We start from the raw sequence: 22,527 nt of genomic DNA, 5'->3' as shown, positions 1-22,527 counted from the left end.
ACTTGCGGATTTCCTGAGTCTTTAGCCCGGCACAGATCCCCTGTGGGAGCAAAGGCTTGCTCGCGATGGTATCGCGCCTGGATTTAGCGAATCGCCCTACATCCAATACCTCCTTCCCTGACTTATTTCTCCAGCCATCCCCGGCAAAGTCTCGCGTCCGTTCCTGTACCGCGAGATCCCTGCATGTTTGCCCCCGACAAACTCCTGGCCCTGAACAACGCCATCGGCTCGCTGGTGGTGGCGGCCATGGACCCCGATCAGCCCGATGCGGCAGCGGTGCTGGCGGATTTTCGCAAATGCCTGAACGACTACGACAGTTGGGCGCAGAGCTTCTGGACCGGCTGGGCGCTGGACATCGAGCAGGTCTTCAAGGTCGGCAACGAGGTAGCTCTCGCAGCGCCGAAAAACCTCGATGAACCCTTCATCACCACCATGGCGACGTGTCCGGCGAGCGGTCCGCTGACGCTGGTGCACATGTTCCAGGCGGCGCGCTTCGTGCCGATCGGCAATACGCCGGTGATGCTGGAGCCGGTCATCGACGGTGAACCGGGGAAGGAAACCTTCGGCGAACCGCTCCATTACACCATCGGCCCCAGCGGCATCCTGGAAATTCCCGAATGCTGGCGGGGGCGCCGCTATCGCATCAGCTTCTTCCCCGAGGTCACCGCGGATCACGTCAAGGCGCTGTACGCGTCTTATCAGGGGGTGATTGGTGAGCTCGAGGGCTGGCTGAAAGAGGAATGGGAAAACCAGTTTCAACCGCTCTGGGTGGAGTTTTCCGACGCCGGGTTTCGCGAGCGCTACAACCTGTTGCAGCAAGCCGACTGGCGCGGCCTCGATAACGCCCTGCAGGCACTGTGGGATGACGTCAAGCAGGTCTTCGAACTGCTGGCGGATTTGCAAGCCAACAGCGAGAAGCTGCTGGAGTACCTGACCCAGGCCGAACTCGACCAGTTGCTCAAGGCTTCATCCGAGGCGATTGCCAAAGGCCTGATGGTGCTGAGCGACGAGCCGTTGCTCTTCGTACACATGGCCGCATTCGCCAGTTGGCTGCGGATGCTGCCGCCCCAGTACCTGGCCGAAGTCGTCGGGCAGATACGGGCCTCGGTGCTGATCAATTTCCTGCTGATCCGCTTGACCGGCGCCCTCGGCCTGGGTGTGCGCATGAGTGGCAAGGTGCTGGACCAGATCCAGTCCGGGCGAGCACGGGAGTGGTTGCGGGCGTCGAGCCAACGGCTGGGCCAATTCGCCCCTGACCGGCTCAACCAGCATGCCGATGTGTTGAAACCGGTGGTGGTCAGCGCCCAGGGCGCGTCGTTGAAACCGACCCCTGTCCGCCCGTTGCAGATCACGCCTGAGCATGGGCCGTCCTTGTCAGTCAGCAATCCCGCCGCCGTGGCGCGGGAAAAATCCCAAAGTGCTACCCGGCTGAGCAAGTACGAACCCCACGACGACGCCCCGGCCCAATCGAAAAACCCCAACGGCGACAGCGCCGACAGCGCGGCCCTGACCCGCACCGACGGCTGCCCGGTGTCGATGGTCACCGGCGAAGAACTGCTGACCCTGGACGACGGCACGCTCGATGGCCGACTGCCGTTCATCTTCACCCGCCTGTACCGCAGCAGCGCGGCGGAGCAGGACGTGGGGCTGGGACGCGGCTGGAGCCATGCCCTGGCACACCGCTTGTTGCTTGAGGGTGAGCAGGTCATCTGGATCGACCAGGAAAACCGCCGCACGACCTTTCCACTGCCCAACGCCCAGCGCCCGGCGATCCACAACAGCCTGGCCCGGGCGGCGATCTACCTGGGCAGCGAGCCGGATGAACTGATCATCGCCCAACCCGGCGAAAACGCACCTTTCCTACACTTTCGCGACGGTTATCTCACCGCCCTCAGCGACCGCTACGACAACCGCCTGACCCTCCAGCGCAACATCCATGGCGACATCTGCCGCCTGGACAACGGTGCCGGGCGCTGCCTGCAGTTGCGCTACGAACAGCGCCACCTCATCGCCCTCGACTACCAGAGCTTCCACCCGGCGCTGACCCTGGACGAAGCCTGGCGCACCGAACAGACCCTGGCGACCTACCGCTACGACGCACGCTCACGGCTGATCGAAGCGACCAACGCGGCCGGCGAAAGCGAGCGCTACGACTACGACGATGCGCACGTCATCCTCCAGCGGCAACTGGCCGGCGGGGCGAGTTTCTTCTGGGAGTGGCAAGGCACCGGACAGGCGGCCCGCTGCGTGCGGCACTGGGCCTCGTTCGCGCAGATGGACACGCGCTATAGCTGGGGCGAGGACGGCAGCGTCACGGTCCGCCACCTCGACGGCAGCGAAGAGACGTATGTTCACGACGACCGTGCGCGGCTGGTGCGCAAGGTCGAGCCCGACGGCGGCGAACACCTCAAGGCCTACGACGCACAGGGCCGGCTGATTGCCGAACAGGACCCGTTGGGCGCCGTCACCGAATACCACTACGACGAAGTCGGACGGCTGGTGGCGCTGATTCCCCCGAAGACGTGCCCACGTCCTACGAATACCGCAACGGTTTCCTGCACGCCCGCGCCCGTGGCAAGGCCGTCTGGATCTACCGGCGCAACGACCGCGGCGAGGTGATCGAGGCCATCGACCCGGATCAACAACGCACCCGCTATGCCTACGACGCCCACGGGCAGTTGCTGTCGATCCACTACCCGGACGCCAGCGAACACCGCTTCACCTGGAACCGGCTCGGCCAACTGACGGAAGAAACCCTGCCTGACGCCAGCCAGTGGGTTTTTGCCTACGACGTCCTGGGGCGCTTGCTGAGCCGCCAGGATGAACACGGCGGGGTGACCCACTACCAATGGGACGCCGTGGGCCGGCTGCTGCAGACCACCTTGCCCAGCGGCACCACCCGCGCCTGGACCTACAACGCCTACGGCAAGGTCACCGCCGAGCGCGACGAACAGGGCCGTGTCACCCGCTACGAATACACCGACGACCTGCACCTGGTCAGCCGCCGCATCAATCCCGACGGCAGCACGCTGCACTACCGCTACGACTCGGCGCAGCTGCTGCTGACCGAGATCGAGAACGAGTCCGGCGAAAAATATCAGCTGGACTACACCCCCAGCGGCTTGATCCGACAGCAAGTCGGCTTCGACGGCCAACGCACCGCCTATGCCTACGACCTCAATGGGCACCTGCTGGAGAAAACCGAGTTCGGTGCCGACGGCAGCCAGCTTGTCACCGCCTACCAGCGTGACGCGGCCGGACGGCTACGGCGCAAGACCCTGCCCGACGGCCAGACGATCCAGTACCGCTACGACGGGCTGGGCCGGCTGGTCGATGTCGATGACGGCAGCGACCATCCGCTGGCCTTCGAGTACGACGCTCAGGACCGGCTGATCACCGAGCACCAGGGCTGGGGCACTCTGCGCTATGGCTACGACGCCTGCGGGCGGCTCAACCACCTGCGCCTGCCGGACAACAGCCAGCTCGACTACCACCACGCCCCGGGCGGCGCACTGACCGCCATCGACCTCAACGGCGCCCGCCTCACCGAACACCAGCTGCGTGGCGGCCGCGAACACCAGCGCCGACAGGGCCTGCTGCTCAGCCGGTACGAACATGACGAACAGGGCCGGCTCAAGGCCCACACCGTGCAGCAGAACCAGCAGACCCTGTTCTGGCGCGATTATGCCTACAGCCCCAAGGGCAACCTCGCCGCGCTTTCCGACAGCCGTCGAGGACGGCGCGAGTACCAGTACGACCCGCTCGACCGGCTGACCCGGATCGACCATTCCCACACCGATCCCACGGAACACTTCGCCCACGACCCGGCCGGCAACCTGCTGATGCAGGACCGACCCGGCCCGACCCAGCTCAAGGGCAATCGCCTGCTGATGGAGGGCGACCGCCACTATGACTACGACGCCTTCGGCAACCTGATCCGCGAACGCCGCGGCAAGGCCCGGGCCCTCGTCACCGAATACCGCTACGACAGCCAGCACCGCCTGATCGGCCTCACCACGGCGGACGGCCGAGAAACGTCCTACCGCTACGACGCCTTCGGCCGACGCATCAGCAAGACCGTGGCCGGCCTGACCACCGAGTTCTTCTGGCAGGGCGACCAGCTCGTCGCCGAAAGCAGCCGCCAGCACCACCGCAGCTACCTCTACGAACCGGGCACGTTCCGGCCGCTGGCACTGCTCGACGGCAAAGGCCTCAATGCCTGCCCGTTCTACTACCACCTCGACCACCTGGGCACGCCCCAGGAGCTGACCAACTACGGCGGCCAGATCGTCTGGTCGGCGCGCTATAACGGCTACGGCAAAGCCCACGGGATAGAACACGGCGGCGGCGAACAACTGGAACAACCGCTGCGCTTCCAGGGCCAATACTTCGACCCGGAAAGCGGCCTGCACTACAACCGACACCGCTACTACAATCCGGAAACGGGGCGCTACCTGACGCCTGATCCGAGCAAGTTGGCGGGTGGGCTCAATGGGTATCGGTACACCCTGAACCCGACGGGGTGGGTGGATCCGTTGGGGTTGGTGGATTGCCCGGGGAAGGGTGGGTGCAAGGCGGCGGTTGGGGAGCAGGATCCGGCTGCGAAGGTTGGGGTGGATGTACGGGAGCCCAATCCTCCTCAAATCAAACAAAAAAATACCTATACCTATCGAGGTGACTCAAGGGAACCTTGGGAAATTTTTGATGTTGGTTTTGAGCCTCTAGGGTTTAGTACCGATTTATTTTTACATGCCAAAAATAATCGAAGTCCACCTAGTATTTATGTCAGTACCACGACTTCGAAGTCGGAGGCAATAAAGTTTGCGACTGGGTTTGGACTCGAGTCAGGGTACGTGTACGTGCTGAAAAATGTGGTGGGTATTGATGTGAATAAGAAATTGGGCTTGCTGTCGCCGCATCGAAAAGAGGTGGAGATAGCCGTTCCTGGTGGGGTTGATAAAAGAGATATAGTTGGGGCTACACCGGTGCATGCCGACGGTTCATATGTTGGTTACTCTATTCCTAATTTTGATAGGTGATGAAATGACTGTTAGGGAAGTTGTGATTGAAGTGGATGGTGTGACTGAGAGCGCGATATTCAAATGCGAGCGGAGAACTGTGACTATGATCGTTACGATGCCGGATGGAGTATCAAGGAGCTACACTGGGGTAGATTTTTATTATTGTTTGGGTAAGGTCAGGCAAGAGTTTCCTGATGTTAGATTTTTATGCAAAGGGGCGAAAATTAATGTCCATCCTTCGCGAATGTCCTCGCAGATGGCCAATGGCATAGTTGCTTATGAGCTGCGCTGGGGCGAGCCAGCAGACGAGGGCGATATAGTGAATATATTTGATTATGAGGACAAAGACTTGGTAACGGATATCCAGGAGCAGTCTGATTACTATCAGAGTTGGCTGCAATCCTTGACCAACTCATGATCCGGATCCAGAAATTTTTCTATCGTCTGACCCACCGCTATCGCGAGCAGGCTCGCTCCCACAGTGTTTCGTGGGTGATCCCGAATCTCAACTTCACCACCAACCCCTGTGGGAGCGAGCCTGCTCGCGATAGCGGCCTATCAGTCACCCACAACATCAAATGCAAAATCAAACCCGCCCAGCCACCTCCTCAACCAACCCTCTGAACCACTGCTGCGTCGGATGAGACTCGCTGCGCCGGTGCCAGATCAGATCGAACGCCATCCGAGGCAACGCCACCGGCGGTGGAAACATCACCAGCTTGTTGCTGCCCGCCGCGCCCATCGCCACCCGTCTCATCACCGTAGCGGTCAGGCGGGTGCGGGCGATCAGCAATGGCACAACGAACATCTATGGCAATGTCAGGGTCATTTTAAATTTAAGAAGCAAAGCGTTCATGACGTAAACCATGGGGGAAAATGCCCCATCCGTACCGCCAGGAGTTATTGAGTAATGAAGGTGATATGCCGAATAAACAATATAAATGATGAAAGCTTGGCACCAGATGCAAGTATGCGGGTTAGGCGGTACGTGTCGATGCCGGATGGTGAACTAAACCTAGAAATAGATAAAGAATATGTGGTTTACGGTATAGAGCTGAGAGATGGTTGCCCTTGGTTTTACCTATGTGATGAAGAGTATGATGAGTATCCCCTGGCGTACGCAGCAGATTTTTTTGAGATTGCGGACAGGCGCCTATCAGCTTATTGGCAGCTCAGCTATAAATGCGCAGGTATTAATGATCGCCACACTCAGTTAGTTTTTTCAGAGTGGGCGCTTGATGAGAATTTTTATGAAAATTTAGTTTCTGGCGAACAGCAAGCGGTAGCCACCTTTGCAAAAGTCAGGAAGCTAATGGATGCGGAGTGAGGGTGAGGAGTCTTTCCTGAACGCGTTACCGAACTAAGCTTCAGCTTTCTGTCGACTGATACACCGCTATCGCGAGCAGGCTCGCTCCCACAGTGTTTCGCGGGTGACCCCGAATCTCACCTTCACCACCAACCCCTGTGGGAGCGAGCCTGCTCGCGATAGCGATAGACCAGACACCCACAACATCAAATGCAAAATCAAACCCGCCCAGCCACTTCCTCAACCAACCCCCTGAACCACTGCTGCGCCGGATGAGACTCGCTGCGCCGATGCCAGATCAGATCGAATGCCATCCGAGGCAACGCCACCGGCGGTGGAAACATCATCAACTTGTTGCTGCCCGCCGCGCCCATCGCCACCCGTCTCATCACCGTAGCGGTCAAGCGAGTGCGGGCGATCAGCGAGGGCACTGCGAACATTTGCGGCAATGTCAGGGCCAGTTCGCGCTGCTGGCCCTGTTGAGCAAGTGCGTGATCCACCAGACCGTGCAAGTCTCCTTCCGGCGAGACCAGCACATGGCGCAGCTCCAGATAGGTCTTCAGGGTCATGGCACGACGGGCCACCGGATGGTCATGGGCGACGATGGTGACGAATTCATCCGTAAGCACGGTCCGGCTCAATATCCGCGCCGCGGCTTGAGTCGGCGGCACGCCCACCGCCGCGTCGATCAGGCCGCTGTCCAACATGTCGACGGCATGGTCACGGTCGTTGAACGCATACACATTCACCGAAACCCCCGGCGCCTGCTCTGCGAGTGCCTGCAACAGCGCGGGCAGGAGCACATAGGCCGGGTAATCGGAGAGGCCGAGTTTGAACACCAGCGAAGCCTTGCCAGGCTCGAACTCGGGCCGCTCTACCAATGTGACTTGAAGCTGGTGCAGCGCTTGGGCAATCGGCACCGCCAAATCCCGGGCCCGAGGTGTGGGCAAAAGCCCCTCGGCACTGCGGGCAAATAACGCGTCGCCGAGCAGCGTTCGCAGCCGCGCCAACGCGGCGCTCATCGCCGGCTGGCTGACCCCCACCCGAGCCGCCGCGCGGGTGACATTGCGTTCTGTCATCAGCGCGTCGAAGGCCACTAGCAGGTTCAGATCAATTCCATGAAAATCCATAAATCAAATAATCATTCATATCGGCTATTTGTTAGACGGATCATAGCCCTCAATCCCAAACTCTCGCTACCACCCCACTTCAATGGCGAGCCCCCCAATGACCCCATCAACCACCCACCTTGCTGAACAGCTGTATGCCGAGCGCCGGGCTGTCGAAACCTTCTACCGCGCGTTCAGCGACCAACAGCCAGACCTCGTCGACGAAGTACTTACCCGTGACTGGGACGACATCCCGTTGGCTCCTGGCCAGGCACCAGGCCCGGAAGGCATCAAGGCCATCATTCGCAGCTTCGTCCAGGCGTTTCCGGATGTGCGGATCGTCGTCCACGACATGGTCCAGGAGCCCGGGAAAATGGGCGTGCGCGCCGAAATTACCGGCACCCATCAAGGCGAACTCTTCGGCATCGCCGCCACCGGCAAGCACGTCAGTTTTCGCATTCATGAATTCCATACATTCCGTGACGCGAAGCTGACCACGACGTGGCACATGGAAGACTGGTTTGCCCTGTTCATCCAACTCGGCCAGTTCCCTGCCCGGGCCTGAAAGGAGGTTTCCCATGAAGAGCGCTTTGATTAATGAGTTCGGCGGCCCGGATGTCATCGTCGAGGGCGAAGCGAGATTGCGACAGCCACAAGCCAACGAAGTGGTCGTGCGCATTGAGGCCGCCAGCGTCAACCCGCTGGACGTCAAGATCCTCGCCGGTTACATGCAGCCGATCTTCCCGGTGGAATTTCCCTATGCGCCAGGGACCGATTTCAGCGGTGTGATTGAGTCCGTCGGCGAGCAGGTGAGCGACCTCAAGGCCGGAGACCGGGTGGTCGGACGAGCCTCCCCCGAACATGGCGGTGCGTTTGCCACCCATCTGGTGATCGCCGCCTCCGAACTCTGCTTCATCCCCGCGCAGATGAGTTTCGAACAGGCCGCTGCATTGCCGACCGCGTATGGCACGGCCACCCAGGCGCTTTTTGATATCGGCAAGTTGCAGCGCGGCCAACGTGTGCTGATCCATGCTGGCGCCGGCGGCGTCGGAAGCATGGCGATCCAGCTGGCCCACCTCGCAGGCTGCCATGTGATCGCAACGGCCTCAGCGAGAAACCTCGAACTGCTGAAAAGCCTGGGCGCCGATGAAGTCATCGACTACCGAAAACAGACCCTGGACAGCGTGGGCGAAATCGACCTGGTGCTCGACACCCTGGGCGGCGAAACGCTGGAGGAGTCCTGGCAAGTGCTGCGTCCAGGCGGACGCATTTCGACCCTGGTGGAATTCAATATCGAAGGCCGGGACGGTCACGCGGGTGAGTTCGTCTTCTTCGCCAGTGCCGTGCCGTTCCTTCCCGAGGCGATTCGGCAGTTCAGTGTGGGGCAGTTGCAGATCGTCATTGATTCAACTTTCACACTGGCTGAAACCCGAGCAGCGTTGGAAAAGGTCGCCACTGGGCGTGCCCGAGGGAAGGTGGTTATTCGCCCGGGTGGCTGATCGTCAACACCACCAACGTCACTGTTGATCAATTGCCGCTGCTGGTCAAAAAAAGCACCATGTTTCGAGGCAGCTCAATTGAGCATGCCTCTTCTAAAGCTTCAATTTGAGCTTTATCTAATTGATAGTCATACAAGTATTCTTCCTCCTTTATCCAATCCATTATTTTAGCTAGGTCCTTGCTCTCAATCGGAAGCGCTATTTCGTATGACGCAAAATCCTCTCCGTCAACTACGCCCATTATTGTGTGGTTCATGGTTCTACCGTCCTGGTCGGGTTGGCTGGTTTGGTTTTCTCGACCGTAGCCCAGCGTTCCTTTTCATAGGCGGCCTGTCGCGCAAGCATGGCTTCGTACTTCAATTGTCCGGCTTCACGCTCGGCCAATTCGTTGGGCGTCATGTCCCGATAGGTGACGTAATGCCCGTCGCCGCCGGGCGGGTTCTTGACTTGGGGGATGTCTTTTTGGCGTGTCACGGAGGGGCAGGTCTCGTCCAGTCGATGCGGGAGAGACGCTAACCCAGGGGCTAAGGCCGAGGCTGTAGGGGCTTTTTCTTATTGGCTACGCCGTTTCCTATAGGCTCTGTAGGAAATGCGCGAGTAGGCGGACCGGGGGCAATCCGCCTCAACTCTAAAGGTCTTGCAGACCAAGCAGAGTCAACCTTCCGTAGAATCGCCGCGCTCGCGCAAGAAGCGTGCGTAACGCTCCATCATTTGCCGGACGACCCCCTCGCTCTCGCGGTCAACGCCAAAAACGTACCGGGGGAAATCCAGATCCTTCTGCACGTTCCAGATCTGCTCATGCTGATCCGGGGAAAAATACTGTGCCGGGTCGCCCACGGCGATCCAGCCGATCGGTACCGTCGCGCCTGGCTCTACCACGGTCTTGATGTGCACCACCCCGTTGATGCGGATTTCCGCGCCTTTGCCGATGTGAGCGCCGTTGAAAACGGACGCGCCGGTGGCGACAAACACCTCATCGTCAATCCGGCAACCGGTCAGGTGACAGTGTGGTCCCACCATCACGTGATTGCCGATCCGGCAGTCATCGTGGGAAGTGCTGCGGATGACTGCATGCTCCATGACGATACAGTTTTCCCCGATCATCAACGCGCCGCCCTCCGCGACGAGCACCGCCCCGTGCCCCACGACAGTCCCAGCACCGATGGACACATTGCCGTCCAGCACTGCGCTCGAGGCGATTCGCGCCGTGGGGTCAATGTTCTGGTGTCGGGTGGTGTTCTGTTCGGATTTGTCAGTCACAGGCAAGGCTCCTCTCCATGATTAAAGCATCGATTCCCCGCCGCATCTTCGCACTCAGCCATTAAAAAAAGCAGACCTTTGGCATCGATAACATCGTTTCTCGGGCGGTTTTCTTTTCCCTATATTGGCTGCCAGATCCGCTGAATGACTCAGCATTCACCCCCTAAGTGCGAGTAGCCTCAATGAATGACAAACCTGACAGCGCAGGGCTTGATAACGCAGGAGCGGGAACCCGGGCGGTCTGGGGTGGCGAGCAGGTCAGGCATCCCTACAACGCCACGCAAACCCCCATCGTGGTCAGCGCCGCGTACGGTTATGACGATATCGACGCCTGGTACGACGTCGCCTTGGGCAAGGCGCCGGGCTTTATCTACAGCCGCATGAGCAACCCCACCGTCGAGACCCTCGAAGCCAAGATCCGTGAACTGGAAATGGCCGAGTCCGCCGTAGCATTCAGCACCGGCATGGCCGCGATCAGCAGTGTGCTCTACACCTTCCTGGCCCAGGGCGATCGGGTGGTGTCCACCAAGGACAGCTACGGCGGCACCAACAAGATTTTCGAAGAATTCCTGCCGCGCATGGGGGTGGAGGCGACCTTGTGCGAGACCGTCGATCACGATGAGATCGAGCGGGAAATCGCCAAGGGCTGCCAGGTGGTGTACCTGGAAACCCCGACCAACCCGACCCTGAAAATCCTCGATATCCAGCGTCTGGTGGCGGCGGCCAAGCGGGTCGGCGCCGTGGTGGTGGCGGATAACACCTTCGCCACGCCGCTCAATCAGAACCCCCTGGCATTGGGCGTGGACGTGGTGATCCACAGCGCGACCAAGTTCCTCAGTGGCCATGGCGATGTGCTCGGCGGCCTGGTCTGTGGCCGCGAAGCCCTGATGGCCAAGGTGCGGCATTACCGGGAAATCAACGGTGCGGCACTGGATCCGTTCTCGGCCTTCATGATCATCCGTGGCATGAAAACCCTGGTGCTGCGCATGCGTCAGCAGCAAGCCAGCGCGCGTGCTCTGGCGGAGTTCCTGTGCACCGAGCCGCTGGTGGAATCGGTCAACTATCCCGGTCTGCCCAGCCACCCGAACCATGCCGTGGCGTGTGCGCAAATGGTCGGCTTTGGCGCCATCGTCAGTTTCGTCCTGGTCGGTGGCATGGACACCGTCACGGCGCTGCTGCCGCGTCTGCGCTTCGCCCATTGCGCGGGCAACCTGGGCGCGGTGGAAACCATCTATGGCCCGGCGCGCACCACCAGCCATGTCGAAAACACCCTGGAGGAACGGCTGGCCCTGGGCATCTCCGAGGGGTTGGTGCGGGTCTCGGTGGGCATCGAAGACACCGACGATTTGCTCGACGACTTGAAGCAGGCCTTCGCCTTTGTCCGGGCTTCGCGGGAACAGCGGACGCAAACGAATACGCACGCTTCAACCCTGGAAGCGTGCGCCGAAACCAGCCGTTGAAATGACAGCGTCAGACCCCCGCGACAAGGCGGTCACTGGGGTGTTCATGAATAGGAAAATAATAAAACCGGATGACGACCCGTGTTGCCTCTGCGCCGTCACTGCGCGCAGAGGTCGGGGCGTGTCCTCACGACTTTCATGAGAACAACCATGTCCATAAAACAAGAACAACTCAGTACGCAGGTCGGCTTCAAGCAAGAAATGCAAACACGCCATATCGTCATGCTGGCCTTGGGTGGCGTGATCGGCACCGGGCTTTTCCTCACGTCCGGCTACACGGTGAACCAGGCCGGCCCGTTGGGTGCGGTGATCGCTTACATCATCGGCGCCTTGATGGTGTACATGGTGATGATGTGCCTCGGTGAACTGGCGGTGCAGATGCCGGAAACCGGATCGTTCAGCACCTACGCCACACGCTTTCTCGGCCCAGGCACCGGTTATACCGTGGCCTGGCTGTACTGGCTGACCTGGACTGTGGCCATCGGTTCTGAATTCACCGCCGCCGGTATCCTGATGGCGCGCTGGTTTCCGGACACACCGGTGTGGATCTGGAGTGCGCTGTTCGCCTGCGTGGTGTTCCTGAGCAACGTGGTCTCGGTGCGATTGTTCGCCGAAACCGAGTTCTGGTTGTCCCTGGTCAAGGTCGCGACCGTGGTGGCGTTCCTGCTGATCGGCGGCGGCGCGATTCTCGGCCTGCTGCACATCGATCAGGCCCACAGCATCGGCTTGAGCAACTTCACCCGCGAAGGGCTTTTCCCCACTGGCTTCATGCCGATTGCCATGACGCTGCTGGCGGTTTCGTTTGCCTTCTCCGGCACGGAGCTGATCGGTATCGCCGCCGGTGAAACCAAGGATCCCCAGCGTAATGTGCCTCGCGCCATCCGCACCACCGTGCTGCGTCTGGCGATTTTCTTCGTCGGGACCATCTTCGTCCTGTCGACCTTGTTGCCCCGCGAACAGGCCGGGATCGTCGAGAGTCCCTTCGTCACCGTGTTCACCTACATCGGCATTCCGTACTCCGCCGACATCATGAACTTCGTGATCATCAGCGCCTTGCTGTCGGCCGCCAACTCCGGCTTGTACGCTGCCTCGCGGATGCTTTGGACCCTGAGCGACCAAGGGCACCTGCCCAAGCAGTTCTCGGCCCTGACCCGGATGGGCACGCCCCTCAACGCGATCATCGTCAGCATGGCCGGCGGTGCCGCCTCGTTGCTCAGCAGCGTCTTTGCCGCCGACACCATTTACCTGGCGCTGGTGTCGATCTCCGGGTTGGCCGTGGTGGTGGTGTGGATGAGCATCGCCGCCAGCCAGATTGCTTTCCGTCGTCATTACGTCGCCAATGGCGGTGATGTGCGCAACCTCAAGTTTCGCGTCCGTGGCTATCCGTGGGTGCCGCTGGGAGCGTTGGTGTCCTGCGGGCTGGCGTGTGTCGGGATTGCTTTCGATCCGGAACAGCGGGTGGCGCTGTACTTCGGCTTGCCATTCATCGCCTGGTGCTATTTCGTGTACTTCATTACCCGCAAAAGCCGCGAGCAACGCTTGCTGGTGAACCCGTTGGCGCAGCCGTCCGATGCAATCTAGGCGGTGCCGGGGGGAGGGCGTCAATGAGGCAGGATCATGAAGCAGAAACCGTTACCCCCGTTGAACTGGCTGCGGGCATTCGAAGTGTCGGCCCGCTGCCTGAACTTCACCCACGCCGCCGAGGAGTTGTGCCTGACCCAAGGCGCGGTGAGCCAGCAGATCCGTCAGCTGGAAAGCCACCTGGGGGTGGCGCTTTTCAAACGTCTGCCCCGTGGCTTGGGGCTGACGGAGGAAGGCCAGTCCTACCTGCCGGTGGTGCAGGATGCGATCACGCGCCTGGCGGTGGGAACCAACGAGATTTTCGGCCAGCACAAGCGCCGGCCGATCAAGGTCCGCGGCAGCCTGGCGTTTTTCGTGCACTGGTTGGCGCCGAAGCTGGTGGATTTTCGCCAGGCCCATCCCCAGGTCGACATCCGCTACATCAGCAATATCTGGGTCAAGGAACTGGACGGCGAGGACGACCTGGAGATTCGCTGGGGCCATGGTCAGTGGTCTGGCCTAGTGTCACAGCGGCTGACTTGGGACACCTTGTTCCCCGTCTGCTCGCCAGCGCTGATGGCGCGTTCGCCGCTGAATGAACCGGCGGACGTGGCGAAGCATCCGCTGCTGCATGTATTGGGTTACGAAGAGGGTTGGGGTTACTGGCTGAACATGGTCGGTGCCGACAGCGTCGACTCGTCGACGGGCATGCAGTTCGACACGCTGGTCTGCACCTTGCGCATGGCCGAACTGGGGCAGGGGATCGCCCTGGCCCGGTCGTCGATGGTCGCTGACCTGCTTGAGGATGGACGCCTGATCGAACCCTTCACCCAGCGCATCGAAGCCAGCGAGTCGTTCTACCTGGTACGCGGTTCCGGGACCGAGCAGCACCCCGACGCCGTCATGTTCGCCACCTGGCTGGTCGAGCAGGCACATCGATTCAAATGAATGGCCGGAGCCAACCATGCGCTATGTAAGTACCCGAAACTCGGCCGTGCAGGTCGATTTCGAAAAGGTCGTGTTATCGGGCGTGGCCCCCGACGGTGGGTTGTTCGTGCCGCTGGAGCTGCCGCTGTTCGAAGCCCAGGAGATTGCCAACTGGTCGACCTTGTCCTATGACGAACTGGCTTATCGAGTGATGAGCCCGTTTGTGGGCGCGACGATTCCCGAGGCGGACCTCAAGCGCATGCTCAAGGAGGCGGGCAGCCAATTCAGCCATCGCTCCCTGGCGCCTCTGCATCAGGTGGATCGCAACGAATGGGTCCTGGAACTGTTCCATGGCCCGACCCGCTCCTCGAAGGATTTTGCCGCCCAGCTCCAGGCTCGGCTGGTGCAATATTTCCTGCGCAAACGCGACCGCCGCGCCGTGGTGATCGGCGCCACCAATGGCGATACCGGGCTGGCGGCCATCGAAGCCTTCAAGCACTGCGAGGAAACCGTGGTGGTCGTGGTCTACCCGGAAGCGGGGGTACCCCAAGACCAGCTCCAGCACCTCCAAGCGGTGGCGCATCCGCGGGTCCACCAGTTCGCCGTCAATGGCAGCTTCGACGAGTGCCAGACCCTGGTCAGTCGGTTGTTCCGCCAGTGGCCGTGGACCCGGCACGAAGCGATCAGTTTCAACTCCAGCAACTGGGTGGGGGTGCTGGCGCAACTGGTGTTCTATTTCCACGCCGTACTGCAACTGGGCGGCGGCCAGCGGCCCATCGGTTTCAGCGTGCCGGCGGCGAGTTTTGCCGAGGTCTATGCCGGCTACATTGCGCAGAAGATGGGCTTGCCGATCACCCAGATGATCGTGGCGACCAACCAGAACGACGCGCTGCACCAGTTGTTCTTGAAGAACCACTATTCCCGGTTGCGCGCCAACAAGACCTTGTCGCCGGCCATGGACCTGTCGATCTTTTCCAACCTGGAGCGCTTTCTCTGGGAGCTCTATGGGCATGACGACCAGGCCGTGAGCGCGCTGATGGAACACTTCGAAAGCAGCGGCGAGATGACCATCGCCAACGAGTTCTGGCTGCAGGCGCGGATGATCATCGACTCCTATGCCGTCAGCGATGAACAGACCCTGGAAGAAATCACCTCGCTGTACCGCGACACCGGCTACGTCATCGACCCCCACACCGCCACCGGCGTGCTTGCGGCCAGGTTGTACCGGCGCAGCCTGGTGGCGCCGATGGTGACCCTGGGGGAAATCTCACCGGCCAAATCGGCGGCGATGCTTGGCGAGCTGGGGATCAGTGTTTCGCCGCTGCATCACCCGCTCGCGGAACACGGCCCGGTGCAGATCCATCGGATCCAGCCGGACGACCTCGACACCCTCCATCAACTGCTCGGCACGCTGTAAGGAGGCGCCGTGAAGCGAATTCTCGACCCGCTCGACGAACGCATCATCGCCGAACTACGCCTCAACGCCCGGGCTGCTCACGCCGAGCTGGCGGCGAAGGTCAACTTGTCGCGCAACGCCGTGCGCCAGCGCATCGAACGGCTGGAACGCGACGGGGCGATCCAGGGGTATACGGTGCGGACGGGGGAGGGACTTTCGGCAGCGTCAAACATCAATGCGGTGATCTTCGTCTACCGCTACGACCGCATGCGCGGCGCGGAAGTGTTGCAGGCGTTGCAAGCCATGCCGGAAGTGCTTCAGTGCGACGTGATGAGTGGCGAATTCGACCTGATGCTGCGGGTCGGCGCGGCGAGCCCGGAGCGGGTGCACAGAGTCTGGAAGGAAATCTCGGCGTTGTCTGGGGTGGAAAATACAGTGACATCGTTTGTGTTGTCGTCGGTGGTCTAGGCACGCTCTCCGCCCATAGAGCACCCTCCTGTGGCGAGGGGATTTATCCCCGTTGGGCTGCGCAGCAGCCCCAAGAGCGCCCAACTCAATCTGCCTGATACATTGAGGTGCCAGGCTTCAGGGCTGCTTCGCAGCCCAGCGGGGATAAATCCCCTCGCCACAGACGATCCTCATCAAGCCGAGCTGGCGACGAAGGTTGAGCCCGAAGCGGGTGCACAGGGGCTGGAAGAGCACGCTCTCCGCCCATAAAGCACCCTCCTGTGGCGAGGGGATTTATCCCCGTTGGGTTGCGCAGCAGCCCCAAGAGCGCCCAACTCAATCTGCCTGATACATTGAGGTGCCAGGCTTCAGGGCTGCTTCGCAGCCCAGCGGGGATAAATCCCCTCGCCACAGACGATCCTCATCAAGCCGAGCTGGCGACGAAGGTTGAGCCCGAAGCGGGTGCACAGGGTCTGGAAGGGCACGCTCTCCGCCCATAAAGCACCCTCCTGTGGCGAGGGGATTTATCCCCGTTGGGCTGCGCAGCAGCCCCAAGAGCGCCCAGCTCAATCTGCCTGATACATTGAGGTGTCAGGCTTCAGGGCTGCTTCGCAGCCCAGCGGGGATAAATCCCCTCGCCACAAACGGTCCTTATCAAGCCGAACTGGCGGTGAAGGTTGAGCCCGAAGCGGGTGCACAGGGTCTGGAAGGGCACGCTCTCCGCCCATAAAGCACCCTCCTGTGGCGAGGGGATTTATCCCCGTTGGGCTGTGCAGCAGCCCCAAGAGCCCCAACTCAATCTGCCTGATACATTGAGGTGTCAGGCTTCAGGGCTGCTTCGCAGCCCAGCGGGGATAAATCCCCTCGCCACAAACGGTCCTCGTCAAGCCGAGCTGGCGGTGAAGGTCGAGCCCGAAGCGGGTGCACAGGGTCTGGAAGGGCACGCTCTCCGCCCATAAAGCACCCTCCTGTGGCGAGGGGATTTATCCCCGTTGGGTTGCGCAGCAGCCCCAAGAGCGCCCAGCTCAATCTGCCTGATACATTGAAGTGCCAGGCTTCAGGGCTGCTTCGCAACCCAGCGGGGATAAATCCCCTCGCCACAAACGGTCCTCATCAAGCCGAGCTGGCGGCGAAGGTCTAGCCCGAAGCGGGTGCACAGGGTCTGGAAGGGCACGCTCTCCGCCCATAAGCACCCTCCTGTGGCGAGGGGATTTATCCCCGTTGGGCTGCGCAGCAGCCCCAAGAGCGCCCAACTCAATCTGCCTGATACATTGGGGTGTCAGGCTTCAGGGCTGCTTCGCAGCCCAGCGGGGATAAATCCCCTCGCCACAAACGGTCCTCGTCAAGCCAAGCTACCAAGCCAACCCCTGTTGGTTTTTTTTATGTCTGCCGCTTCGCCCAACCCCTGGTCAAAACGCCCATGAAATAGAGCAAATTGGCATATTTCACTGCCCGACCCACCCCCCTAACCTAGATCCAACCACCTCATCACCCGGATCAAGGGACACAACAAAAATGACTGAATACAAACTGGCGCTGGTCGGCTTCGGCGGTGTGAACCGGGCATTGGCGCAATTGATCGCCGAGCGTAACGAACGCTGGAAAACCGAACTGGGTTTCACCCTGACAATCGTCGGCGTGACCGACCTGTTCCTTGGCTCGGTCATGGGGCGCGAAGGCCTGGACGCCGCGCTGCTGGCCAAGCTGCCGGCGACCAAGGGTGCCTTCGCGCAATGGCCGGGTGGCAACGCCGAAGCCCTCAATGAAGCCGTGATCAAGGAGAGCGGCGCGGACATCATCGCTGAAGCCACCTTCACCAACCCGGTAGACGGCGAGCCCGCTACGTCGTTCTGCCGCTGGGCCCTGGAAGGCGGCAAGCACGTCGTCACCACCAACAAGGGACCGATTGCCCTGCATGGCGCCGAGCTCAAAGCACTGGCCCGGCGCAACAACGTCGCCTTTGAATACGAGGGCTCGGTGATGAGCGGCACGCCGGTCATTCGCGTCGCCAAGCAGGCGCTGGCCGGCAGCGCGATGACGGGGTTCGAAGGCATCCTCAATGGCACCTCCAACTTCGTCCTCACCTGCATGGAAAACGGACTGGGCTTTGCCGAAGCGGTCGGCAAGGCCCAAGCGCTGGGCTATGCCGAAGCCGATCCGACTGCGGATGTCGAAGGGCACGACGTGCGCCTCAAAGTGGTGATCCTGGCGAACGAACTGCTCGACGCCAAGCTGAACGTCAGCGATGTCAGTTGCAAAGGAATTTCCTCCCTCGACCTCGGCGACATCGAAAAAGCCCGCCAGGACGGCGCCCGCTGGAAACTCATCGGCGCCGCCAGCCGACACGCCAACGGCTCGATCAGCGCCAGCGTCGAACCGCGCCTGTTGAGTCACGATCATCCGCTCGCCGGCGTGAGCGGCGCCACCAACGCCGTGTCGTTCAGCTCCGAACTGCTCGGCGCCGTGACGGTGTCCGGCCCTGGCGCAGGGCGTATGGAAACGGCGTTTGCGCTGCTCTCGGACATCATCGCCATCCACCAGTCTGCCGTGCGCAACCAGGAGTAACCCATGAACGTATCTCGACTGGCCCTGGCCATGACGCAAGCGCACATCGACGTCCTCAACCCCTTTGACGGCAGCGTCGTCGGCACCGTGGCGGATGTCTGCGCCTCCCAGGTCCCGCAGTTGCTGGCGACCGGCCGCAGCGGCGCACGCACCTGCGCCGCGCTACCCCGTCATCGCCGCGCCAGCATCCTCGAGCAGGCGGCATCGAACATCCAGCGCGACGCCCAGGCGTTTGCTCGGCTGATCGTCGACGAGGCCGGCAAAACCCTCAAACAGGCCGAAAAGGAAGTCAAACGCTGTATCAACACCCTCAAGTTGTCCGCCGAAGAAGCCCGGCGCAACGCCGGAGAAGTGGTGCCGTTCGACGCCTATGACGGCGCCGAGTCGCGCCAGGGCTGGTTCTCCCGCGAGCCCCTGGGCCTGATCGTCGCGATCACGCCCTATAACGACCCGCTGAACCTGGTGGCCCACAAACTCGGCCCGGCCATTGCCGGCGGCAACGCGGTGATTCTCAAACCGTCCGAGCTGACGCCGTTGTCGGCCCTCAAACTGGTCTCATACCTGGTCTCGGCGGGCTTGCCTGAAACCGTGGTCACCGTCGCTACTGGCGGCGCCGAACTGGGCAAGGCCCTGGTCGCCGCCCGCGAGGTGCGCATGATCTCCTTCACCGGCGGCTTCGTCACCGGCGAACAAATCGCCCGCACCGCCGGCCTGAAGAAACTCGCCATGGACCTAGGCGGCAACGCACCGGTCATCGTCATGGGCGATTGCGACCTCGACGCGGCCGTTGAAAGTTGCCTGTCCGGCGCCTTCTGGGCCGCCGGCCAGAACTGCATCGGCAGCCAACGCCTGCTGATCCAGGCACCGATCTACGCAGCCTTCCGCGAACGTTTCGTCCGCCAGGCCCAGGCGTTGGTGGTGGGCAATCCCTTGCTGGCCGACACCGACATCGGCCCGATGATCACCCCCCAAGCCGCACAAAACGCCGAGCAGGTGGTGAACGAAGCCCTGCAAGAAGGCGCCACCTTACTCTGCGGCCACCGCCGCCAAGGCGCCTGCTACGCCGCCACCGTCCTGGAAAACGTCGACCACGCCAGTCGCCTCTGGCGCAACGAAGTCTTCGCCCCGGTGGTGGTATTGCAGCCCTTCGACACCTTCGACGAAGCCATCGCTCTGGCCAACGAACCCGACTACAGCCTCCACGCCGGCATCTTCACCAACGACCTCGCCACCGCCATGAGCGCCGCCCGCCGAATCGAGGCCGGAGGCGTAATGATCAACGACTCCTCCGACTTCCGCTTCGACGCCATGCCGTTCGGCGGCTCCAAATACGGCAGCCTGGGGCGGGAAGGGGTGCGGTTTGCCTATGAGGAAATGACCCAGCCGAAGGTGGTTTGTTTGAATACGTTGGGTTGATGGCTCGCTCCCACAGGGATTGGCGGTGAACGCCGCTTCTGGACACCACAAAAACCTGTAGGAGCCGGGCTTGCCTCAATACCAGTCAGTTAAGAATCAAACGACGCAAGACCTGTGGGAGCAAAGCTTGCTCGCGATAGCGCCAGACCAGCCAATATTGATGCAAGCTGACCCAGCGGCACCTCCCATTCTCATGTCGATGCCGACGACATGACGATGAAACATGTACTCAAAATCGACTTTTGACGACATGACAATCCAAACCTCCCTCGCACCGGCTTGCGCCACCACTCCCAACCACGCCAGAATCCGCCGACTTGTGCGCCTTGAGCCACGCAGCTACAACCAGGAACGTTCCAGATGCTGCAAATGGATTGGCTAGATAACCACATGGACAAATGCAACCAGATGGCCGAATGGCTTCATCAGGAATTCAGCTACGAATTCGCACAACAATCCCTCGCCAGTTGGCAGCACGAATTCTCGGCCGGGCAACGCGATGGTCGCTGGAAATGCCTGATTGCCACGGAACAAGGCCAACTACTGGGCGGCGCCTCACTGGCCGACAACGACCTGCCCGACCGACCAGAACTGGGGCCATGGCTGGCGTGCGTCTACATCGCACCAGAAGCCCGACGCAGAGGGCTCGCCGCGCAGTTGATCGAGGGCATTTGTACTCATGCGAGAGAGGCTGGATTTTCCATCTTGTACCTGCACACCCACAGCCAGAGTCATTACTACGCCAAGCTGGGCTGGGAAGTGTTGGAGCGCTTCGAGGCCTGGGGGAAAGAGCAATGTCTGATGGCTCGGGGTTTATAAGCAGCATCTCAAAGGCAGGAACAGACCAACGATGACACGCATTCGCTACGTCGCTGCAACCTGGTTGCTGTCCTGCCATCTGGCTCAAGCCTGCAGCCCTGCGCCAGTTGAACAGCAATACGCCCTGGTCAATGGGCAACTGGTCTACCAGTGGGTGACTGCCGGAAGGGCGGGAGCGATGGAGGCCACATTGATCAATAACGTCGAGGGCGTCGATGTCTCCCGTTTCCACCTGGCGAGCCCTCATACGCCCGTTCAAACCGACAACACCGGCCCGTGGCGTGACGGCGGTCCTCTTCAACGCCCCAGTTACTACACCGATGGCCACAATGTTTACTACAAGGGAACCCAACTCCAGAATCCCGCAGGCACACCGGCGGTGCATGCCGCCAGTTTCGTGCAGCCGTTCGCGGGAATGACCTTCGCGGCTGATAATGAAAGCCTCTACTACGATGGCGAACGGACCGATAACAACACCACTGCTGCGCCGTTAGACATCGCATCGCTGAAAGTTGTGGACGAGTATCTGCTGATGGATATTCGTAACCTCTATCACCGAGGCAAGATTGTCGGTTCGGCAAAAGGATTCCGGATCATCGCATCCAAACCCTATGGCAGCGGTTCCTCATGCAGGCAGGGCAAGCACGTCATTGCGCGTAACAACAAGACCGTGTTCCTGGATGGCGTAGCGATCAACGCCGATGCCACCACCTTTCGAGTAAAGCGCTGGGAGCCCGACACCGTCCTGGATTACGTCGATAAGCATGGCTCGCATACCTACAGCTACAAATAGCCCCACGCGTCGATAACTGACCCCAAGCCAACCCACAATGGATTGGCGGTGAACACTATTTCCGTGAGCACTGCAAAAACCTGTGGGAGCAAAGCTTGCTCGCGATAGCGCCAGACCAGCCAATATTGATGCAAGCTAACCCAGCGGCTTATCCCATTCTCATGTCGATACCGACGACATAACGATGAAAAATGTACTCAAAAATCGACTTTCGACGACATGACAACCCAAACCTCCTCGCACTGCCTTGTGCCATCACTCCCAATCACGCCAGAATCCGCCGAGCTGTGCGCCTTGAGCCACGTCGCCACAACCCATCAGTAACACCAGTGAACACACAAGGAACGTTCCACATGCCGCAAATGGACTGGCTCACCAACCACATGGACAAATGCGACCAGATGGCCGAATGGCTTCATCAGGAATTCAGCTACGAATTCACACAACAACCCCTCGCCAGTTGGCAGCACGAATTCTCGGCAGGACAGCACAATGGTCAGTGGAAATGCTTGATAGCCACAGAACAAGGCCAACTACTGGGCGGTGCCTCACTTGCCGACAACGACCTGCCCGACCGGCCAGAACTGGGGCCATGGTTGGCATGCGTCTACATCGCGCCAGAAGCTAGACGCAGGGGGCTCGCCGCGCAGTTGATCGAAGGCATTTGCCAACATGCGAGAGAGGCTGGATTCACCACTTTGTACCTGCACACCCATAGTCAAAGTCATTACTACGCCAGGCTGGGCTGGGAAGTGTTGGAGCGCTTCGAGGCCTGGGGGAAAGAGCAATGCCTGATGGCTCGGCGTTTATAGCAGCAGCCCAAAGACGGGATCGGACGATCGAAGACAGGCACTCGCTGGCGGCTCGCCCACCATCTGGTCCAGGCTCAATCCCCTGTGGGAGCGAGCCTGCTCGCGAAGCGATCCATCAGCCAGCATCCAACCAACTG

The 22,527-nt window shown here is 60.8% G+C and carries 19 protein-coding genes and 1 pseudogene; 15 read left to right on the top strand and 5 right to left on the bottom strand.

Annotation, left to right across the window (positions count from 1 at the left end; all coding sequences use genetic code 11):
* Window positions 1-183: 183 nt before the first annotated feature.
* Together LOY35_RS24835 and LOY35_RS24830 are read left to right on the top strand one after the other, a co-directional pair.
* A pseudogene (locus LOY35_RS24835) lies at window positions 184-5,039 on the top strand (RHS repeat-associated core domain-containing protein).
* A 4-nt stretch (window positions 5,040-5,043) separates the two neighbouring features.
* A complete protein-coding gene (locus LOY35_RS24830; protein WP_258628355.1) occupies window positions 5,044-5,439 on the top strand; it encodes a hypothetical protein in 396 nt (131 codons plus the stop codon).
* Between the two features lie 168 nt (window positions 5,440-5,607).
* Here the strand turns inward: LOY35_RS24830 and LOY35_RS24825 are convergent, their stop codons facing one another.
* Entirely contained in the window at window positions 5,608-5,829 is a 222-nt protein-coding gene (locus tag LOY35_RS24825) for a hypothetical protein (RefSeq protein ID WP_258628353.1), read from the bottom strand.
* 102 nt (window positions 5,830-5,931) lie between these two features.
* On the opposite strand from LOY35_RS24825, the gene LOY35_RS24820 reads away from it, so the two are divergent.
* Window positions 5,932-6,348 carry a hypothetical protein gene (locus LOY35_RS24820; RefSeq protein WP_258628351.1) on the top strand — a complete coding sequence of 139 codons (417 nt, stop codon included), beginning with the start codon at window positions 5,932-5,934 and terminating at the stop codon, window positions 6,346-6,348.
* A 197-nt stretch (window positions 6,349-6,545) separates the two neighbouring features.
* Here LOY35_RS24820 and LOY35_RS24815 read toward each other — a convergent pair whose 3' ends face one another.
* A complete protein-coding gene (locus tag LOY35_RS24815) occupies window positions 6,546-7,457 on the bottom strand; it encodes a LysR family transcriptional regulator (RefSeq protein WP_258628345.1) in 912 nt (303 codons plus the stop codon).
* Window positions 7,458-7,554: 97 nt separating this feature from the next.
* On the opposite strand from LOY35_RS24815, the gene LOY35_RS24810 reads away from it, so the two are divergent.
* Window positions 7,555-8,001 carry an ester cyclase gene (locus LOY35_RS24810; protein ID WP_258628343.1) on the top strand — a complete coding sequence of 149 codons (447 nt, stop codon included), beginning with the start codon at window positions 7,555-7,557 and terminating at the stop codon, window positions 7,999-8,001.
* A gap of 13 nt (window positions 8,002-8,014) precedes the next feature.
* Window positions 8,015-8,935: an NADP-dependent oxidoreductase gene (locus tag LOY35_RS24805; protein ID WP_258628341.1), complete on the top strand. Its 921-nt coding sequence runs from the start codon at window positions 8,015-8,017 to the stop codon at window positions 8,933-8,935.
* Between the two features lie 28 nt (window positions 8,936-8,963).
* Here the strand turns inward: LOY35_RS24805 and LOY35_RS24800 are convergent, their stop codons facing one another.
* From LOY35_RS24800 to LOY35_RS24790, 3 genes are all read right to left on the bottom strand, one after another.
* On the bottom strand, window positions 8,964-9,191 hold the full coding sequence (locus LOY35_RS24800; protein WP_258628339.1) for a hypothetical protein: 228 nt from the start codon (window positions 9,189-9,191) through the stop codon (window positions 8,964-8,966).
* The gene (locus tag LOY35_RS24795) at window positions 9,188-9,409 is read right to left on the bottom strand and encodes a hypothetical protein (protein WP_408981172.1); all 222 of its coding nucleotides are present in this window, start codon (window positions 9,407-9,409) and stop codon (window positions 9,188-9,190) included. The genes LOY35_RS24800 and LOY35_RS24795 overlap by 4 nt, the downstream gene beginning before the upstream one ends.
* Window positions 9,410-9,589: 180 nt before the next feature.
* A complete protein-coding gene (locus tag LOY35_RS24790) occupies window positions 9,590-10,195 on the bottom strand; it encodes a gamma carbonic anhydrase family protein (protein ID WP_258628337.1) in 606 nt (201 codons plus the stop codon).
* A gap of 182 nt (window positions 10,196-10,377) precedes the next feature.
* Here LOY35_RS24790 and LOY35_RS24785 point away from each other — a divergent pair, with 182 nt between their 5' ends.
* From LOY35_RS24785 to LOY35_RS24740, 10 genes are all read left to right on the top strand, one after another.
* Window positions 10,378-11,655: a cystathionine gamma-synthase family protein gene (locus tag LOY35_RS24785; RefSeq protein ID WP_258628334.1), complete on the top strand. Its 1,278-nt coding sequence runs from the start codon at window positions 10,378-10,380 to the stop codon at window positions 11,653-11,655.
* Window positions 11,656-11,805: 150 nt separating this feature from the next.
* Window positions 11,806-13,236 carry an amino acid permease gene (locus LOY35_RS24780; protein WP_258628330.1) on the top strand — a complete coding sequence of 477 codons (1,431 nt, stop codon included), beginning with the start codon at window positions 11,806-11,808 and terminating at the stop codon, window positions 13,234-13,236.
* Window positions 13,237-13,272: 36 nt separating this feature from the next.
* Window positions 13,273-14,163, top strand: coding sequence for a LysR substrate-binding domain-containing protein (locus LOY35_RS24775; RefSeq protein WP_258628326.1), 891 nt, complete (start codon window positions 13,273-13,275; stop codon window positions 14,161-14,163).
* Window positions 14,164-14,179: 16 nt separating this feature from the next.
* Window positions 14,180-15,559 (top strand): threonine synthase, encoded by a 1,380-nt coding sequence (thrC, locus tag LOY35_RS24770; protein ID WP_258628324.1) that lies wholly within the window; start codon window positions 14,180-14,182, stop codon window positions 15,557-15,559.
* Between the two features lie 9 nt (window positions 15,560-15,568).
* Window positions 15,569-16,006 carry an Lrp/AsnC family transcriptional regulator gene (locus LOY35_RS24765; protein WP_258628315.1) on the top strand — a complete coding sequence of 146 codons (438 nt, stop codon included), beginning with the start codon at window positions 15,569-15,571 and terminating at the stop codon, window positions 16,004-16,006.
* 1,494 nt (window positions 16,007-17,500) lie between these two features.
* Window positions 17,501-18,550 (top strand): homoserine dehydrogenase, encoded by a 1,050-nt coding sequence (locus LOY35_RS24760; RefSeq protein WP_258628310.1) that lies wholly within the window; start codon window positions 17,501-17,503, stop codon window positions 18,548-18,550.
* 3 nt (window positions 18,551-18,553) lie between these two features.
* On the top strand, window positions 18,554-19,966 hold the full coding sequence (locus LOY35_RS24755) for an aldehyde dehydrogenase family protein (protein WP_258628302.1): 1,413 nt from the start codon (window positions 18,554-18,556) through the stop codon (window positions 19,964-19,966).
* Between the two features lie 360 nt (window positions 19,967-20,326).
* Window positions 20,327-20,785, top strand: a complete 459-nt coding sequence (locus LOY35_RS24750; protein ID WP_258628299.1) for a GNAT family N-acetyltransferase — start codon at window positions 20,327-20,329, stop codon at window positions 20,783-20,785.
* 31 nt (window positions 20,786-20,816) lie between these two features.
* Window positions 20,817-21,578, top strand: a complete 762-nt coding sequence (locus tag LOY35_RS24745) for a DKNYY domain-containing protein (protein ID WP_258628296.1) — start codon at window positions 20,817-20,819, stop codon at window positions 21,576-21,578.
* A 353-nt stretch (window positions 21,579-21,931) separates the two neighbouring features.
* Entirely contained in the window at window positions 21,932-22,390 is a 459-nt protein-coding gene (locus LOY35_RS24740) for a GNAT family N-acetyltransferase (protein ID WP_258628294.1), read from the top strand.
* The last annotated feature ends 137 nt before the right edge of the window (window positions 22,391-22,527 follow it).

Source organism: Pseudomonas sp. B21-028, assembly GCF_024749045.1.
Lineage (GTDB): Bacteria > Pseudomonadota > Gammaproteobacteria > Pseudomonadales > Pseudomonadaceae > Aquipseudomonas.
Note: the sequence above shows the minus strand (reverse complement) of the source record. Positions and strands in the feature narration are given on the sequence as shown.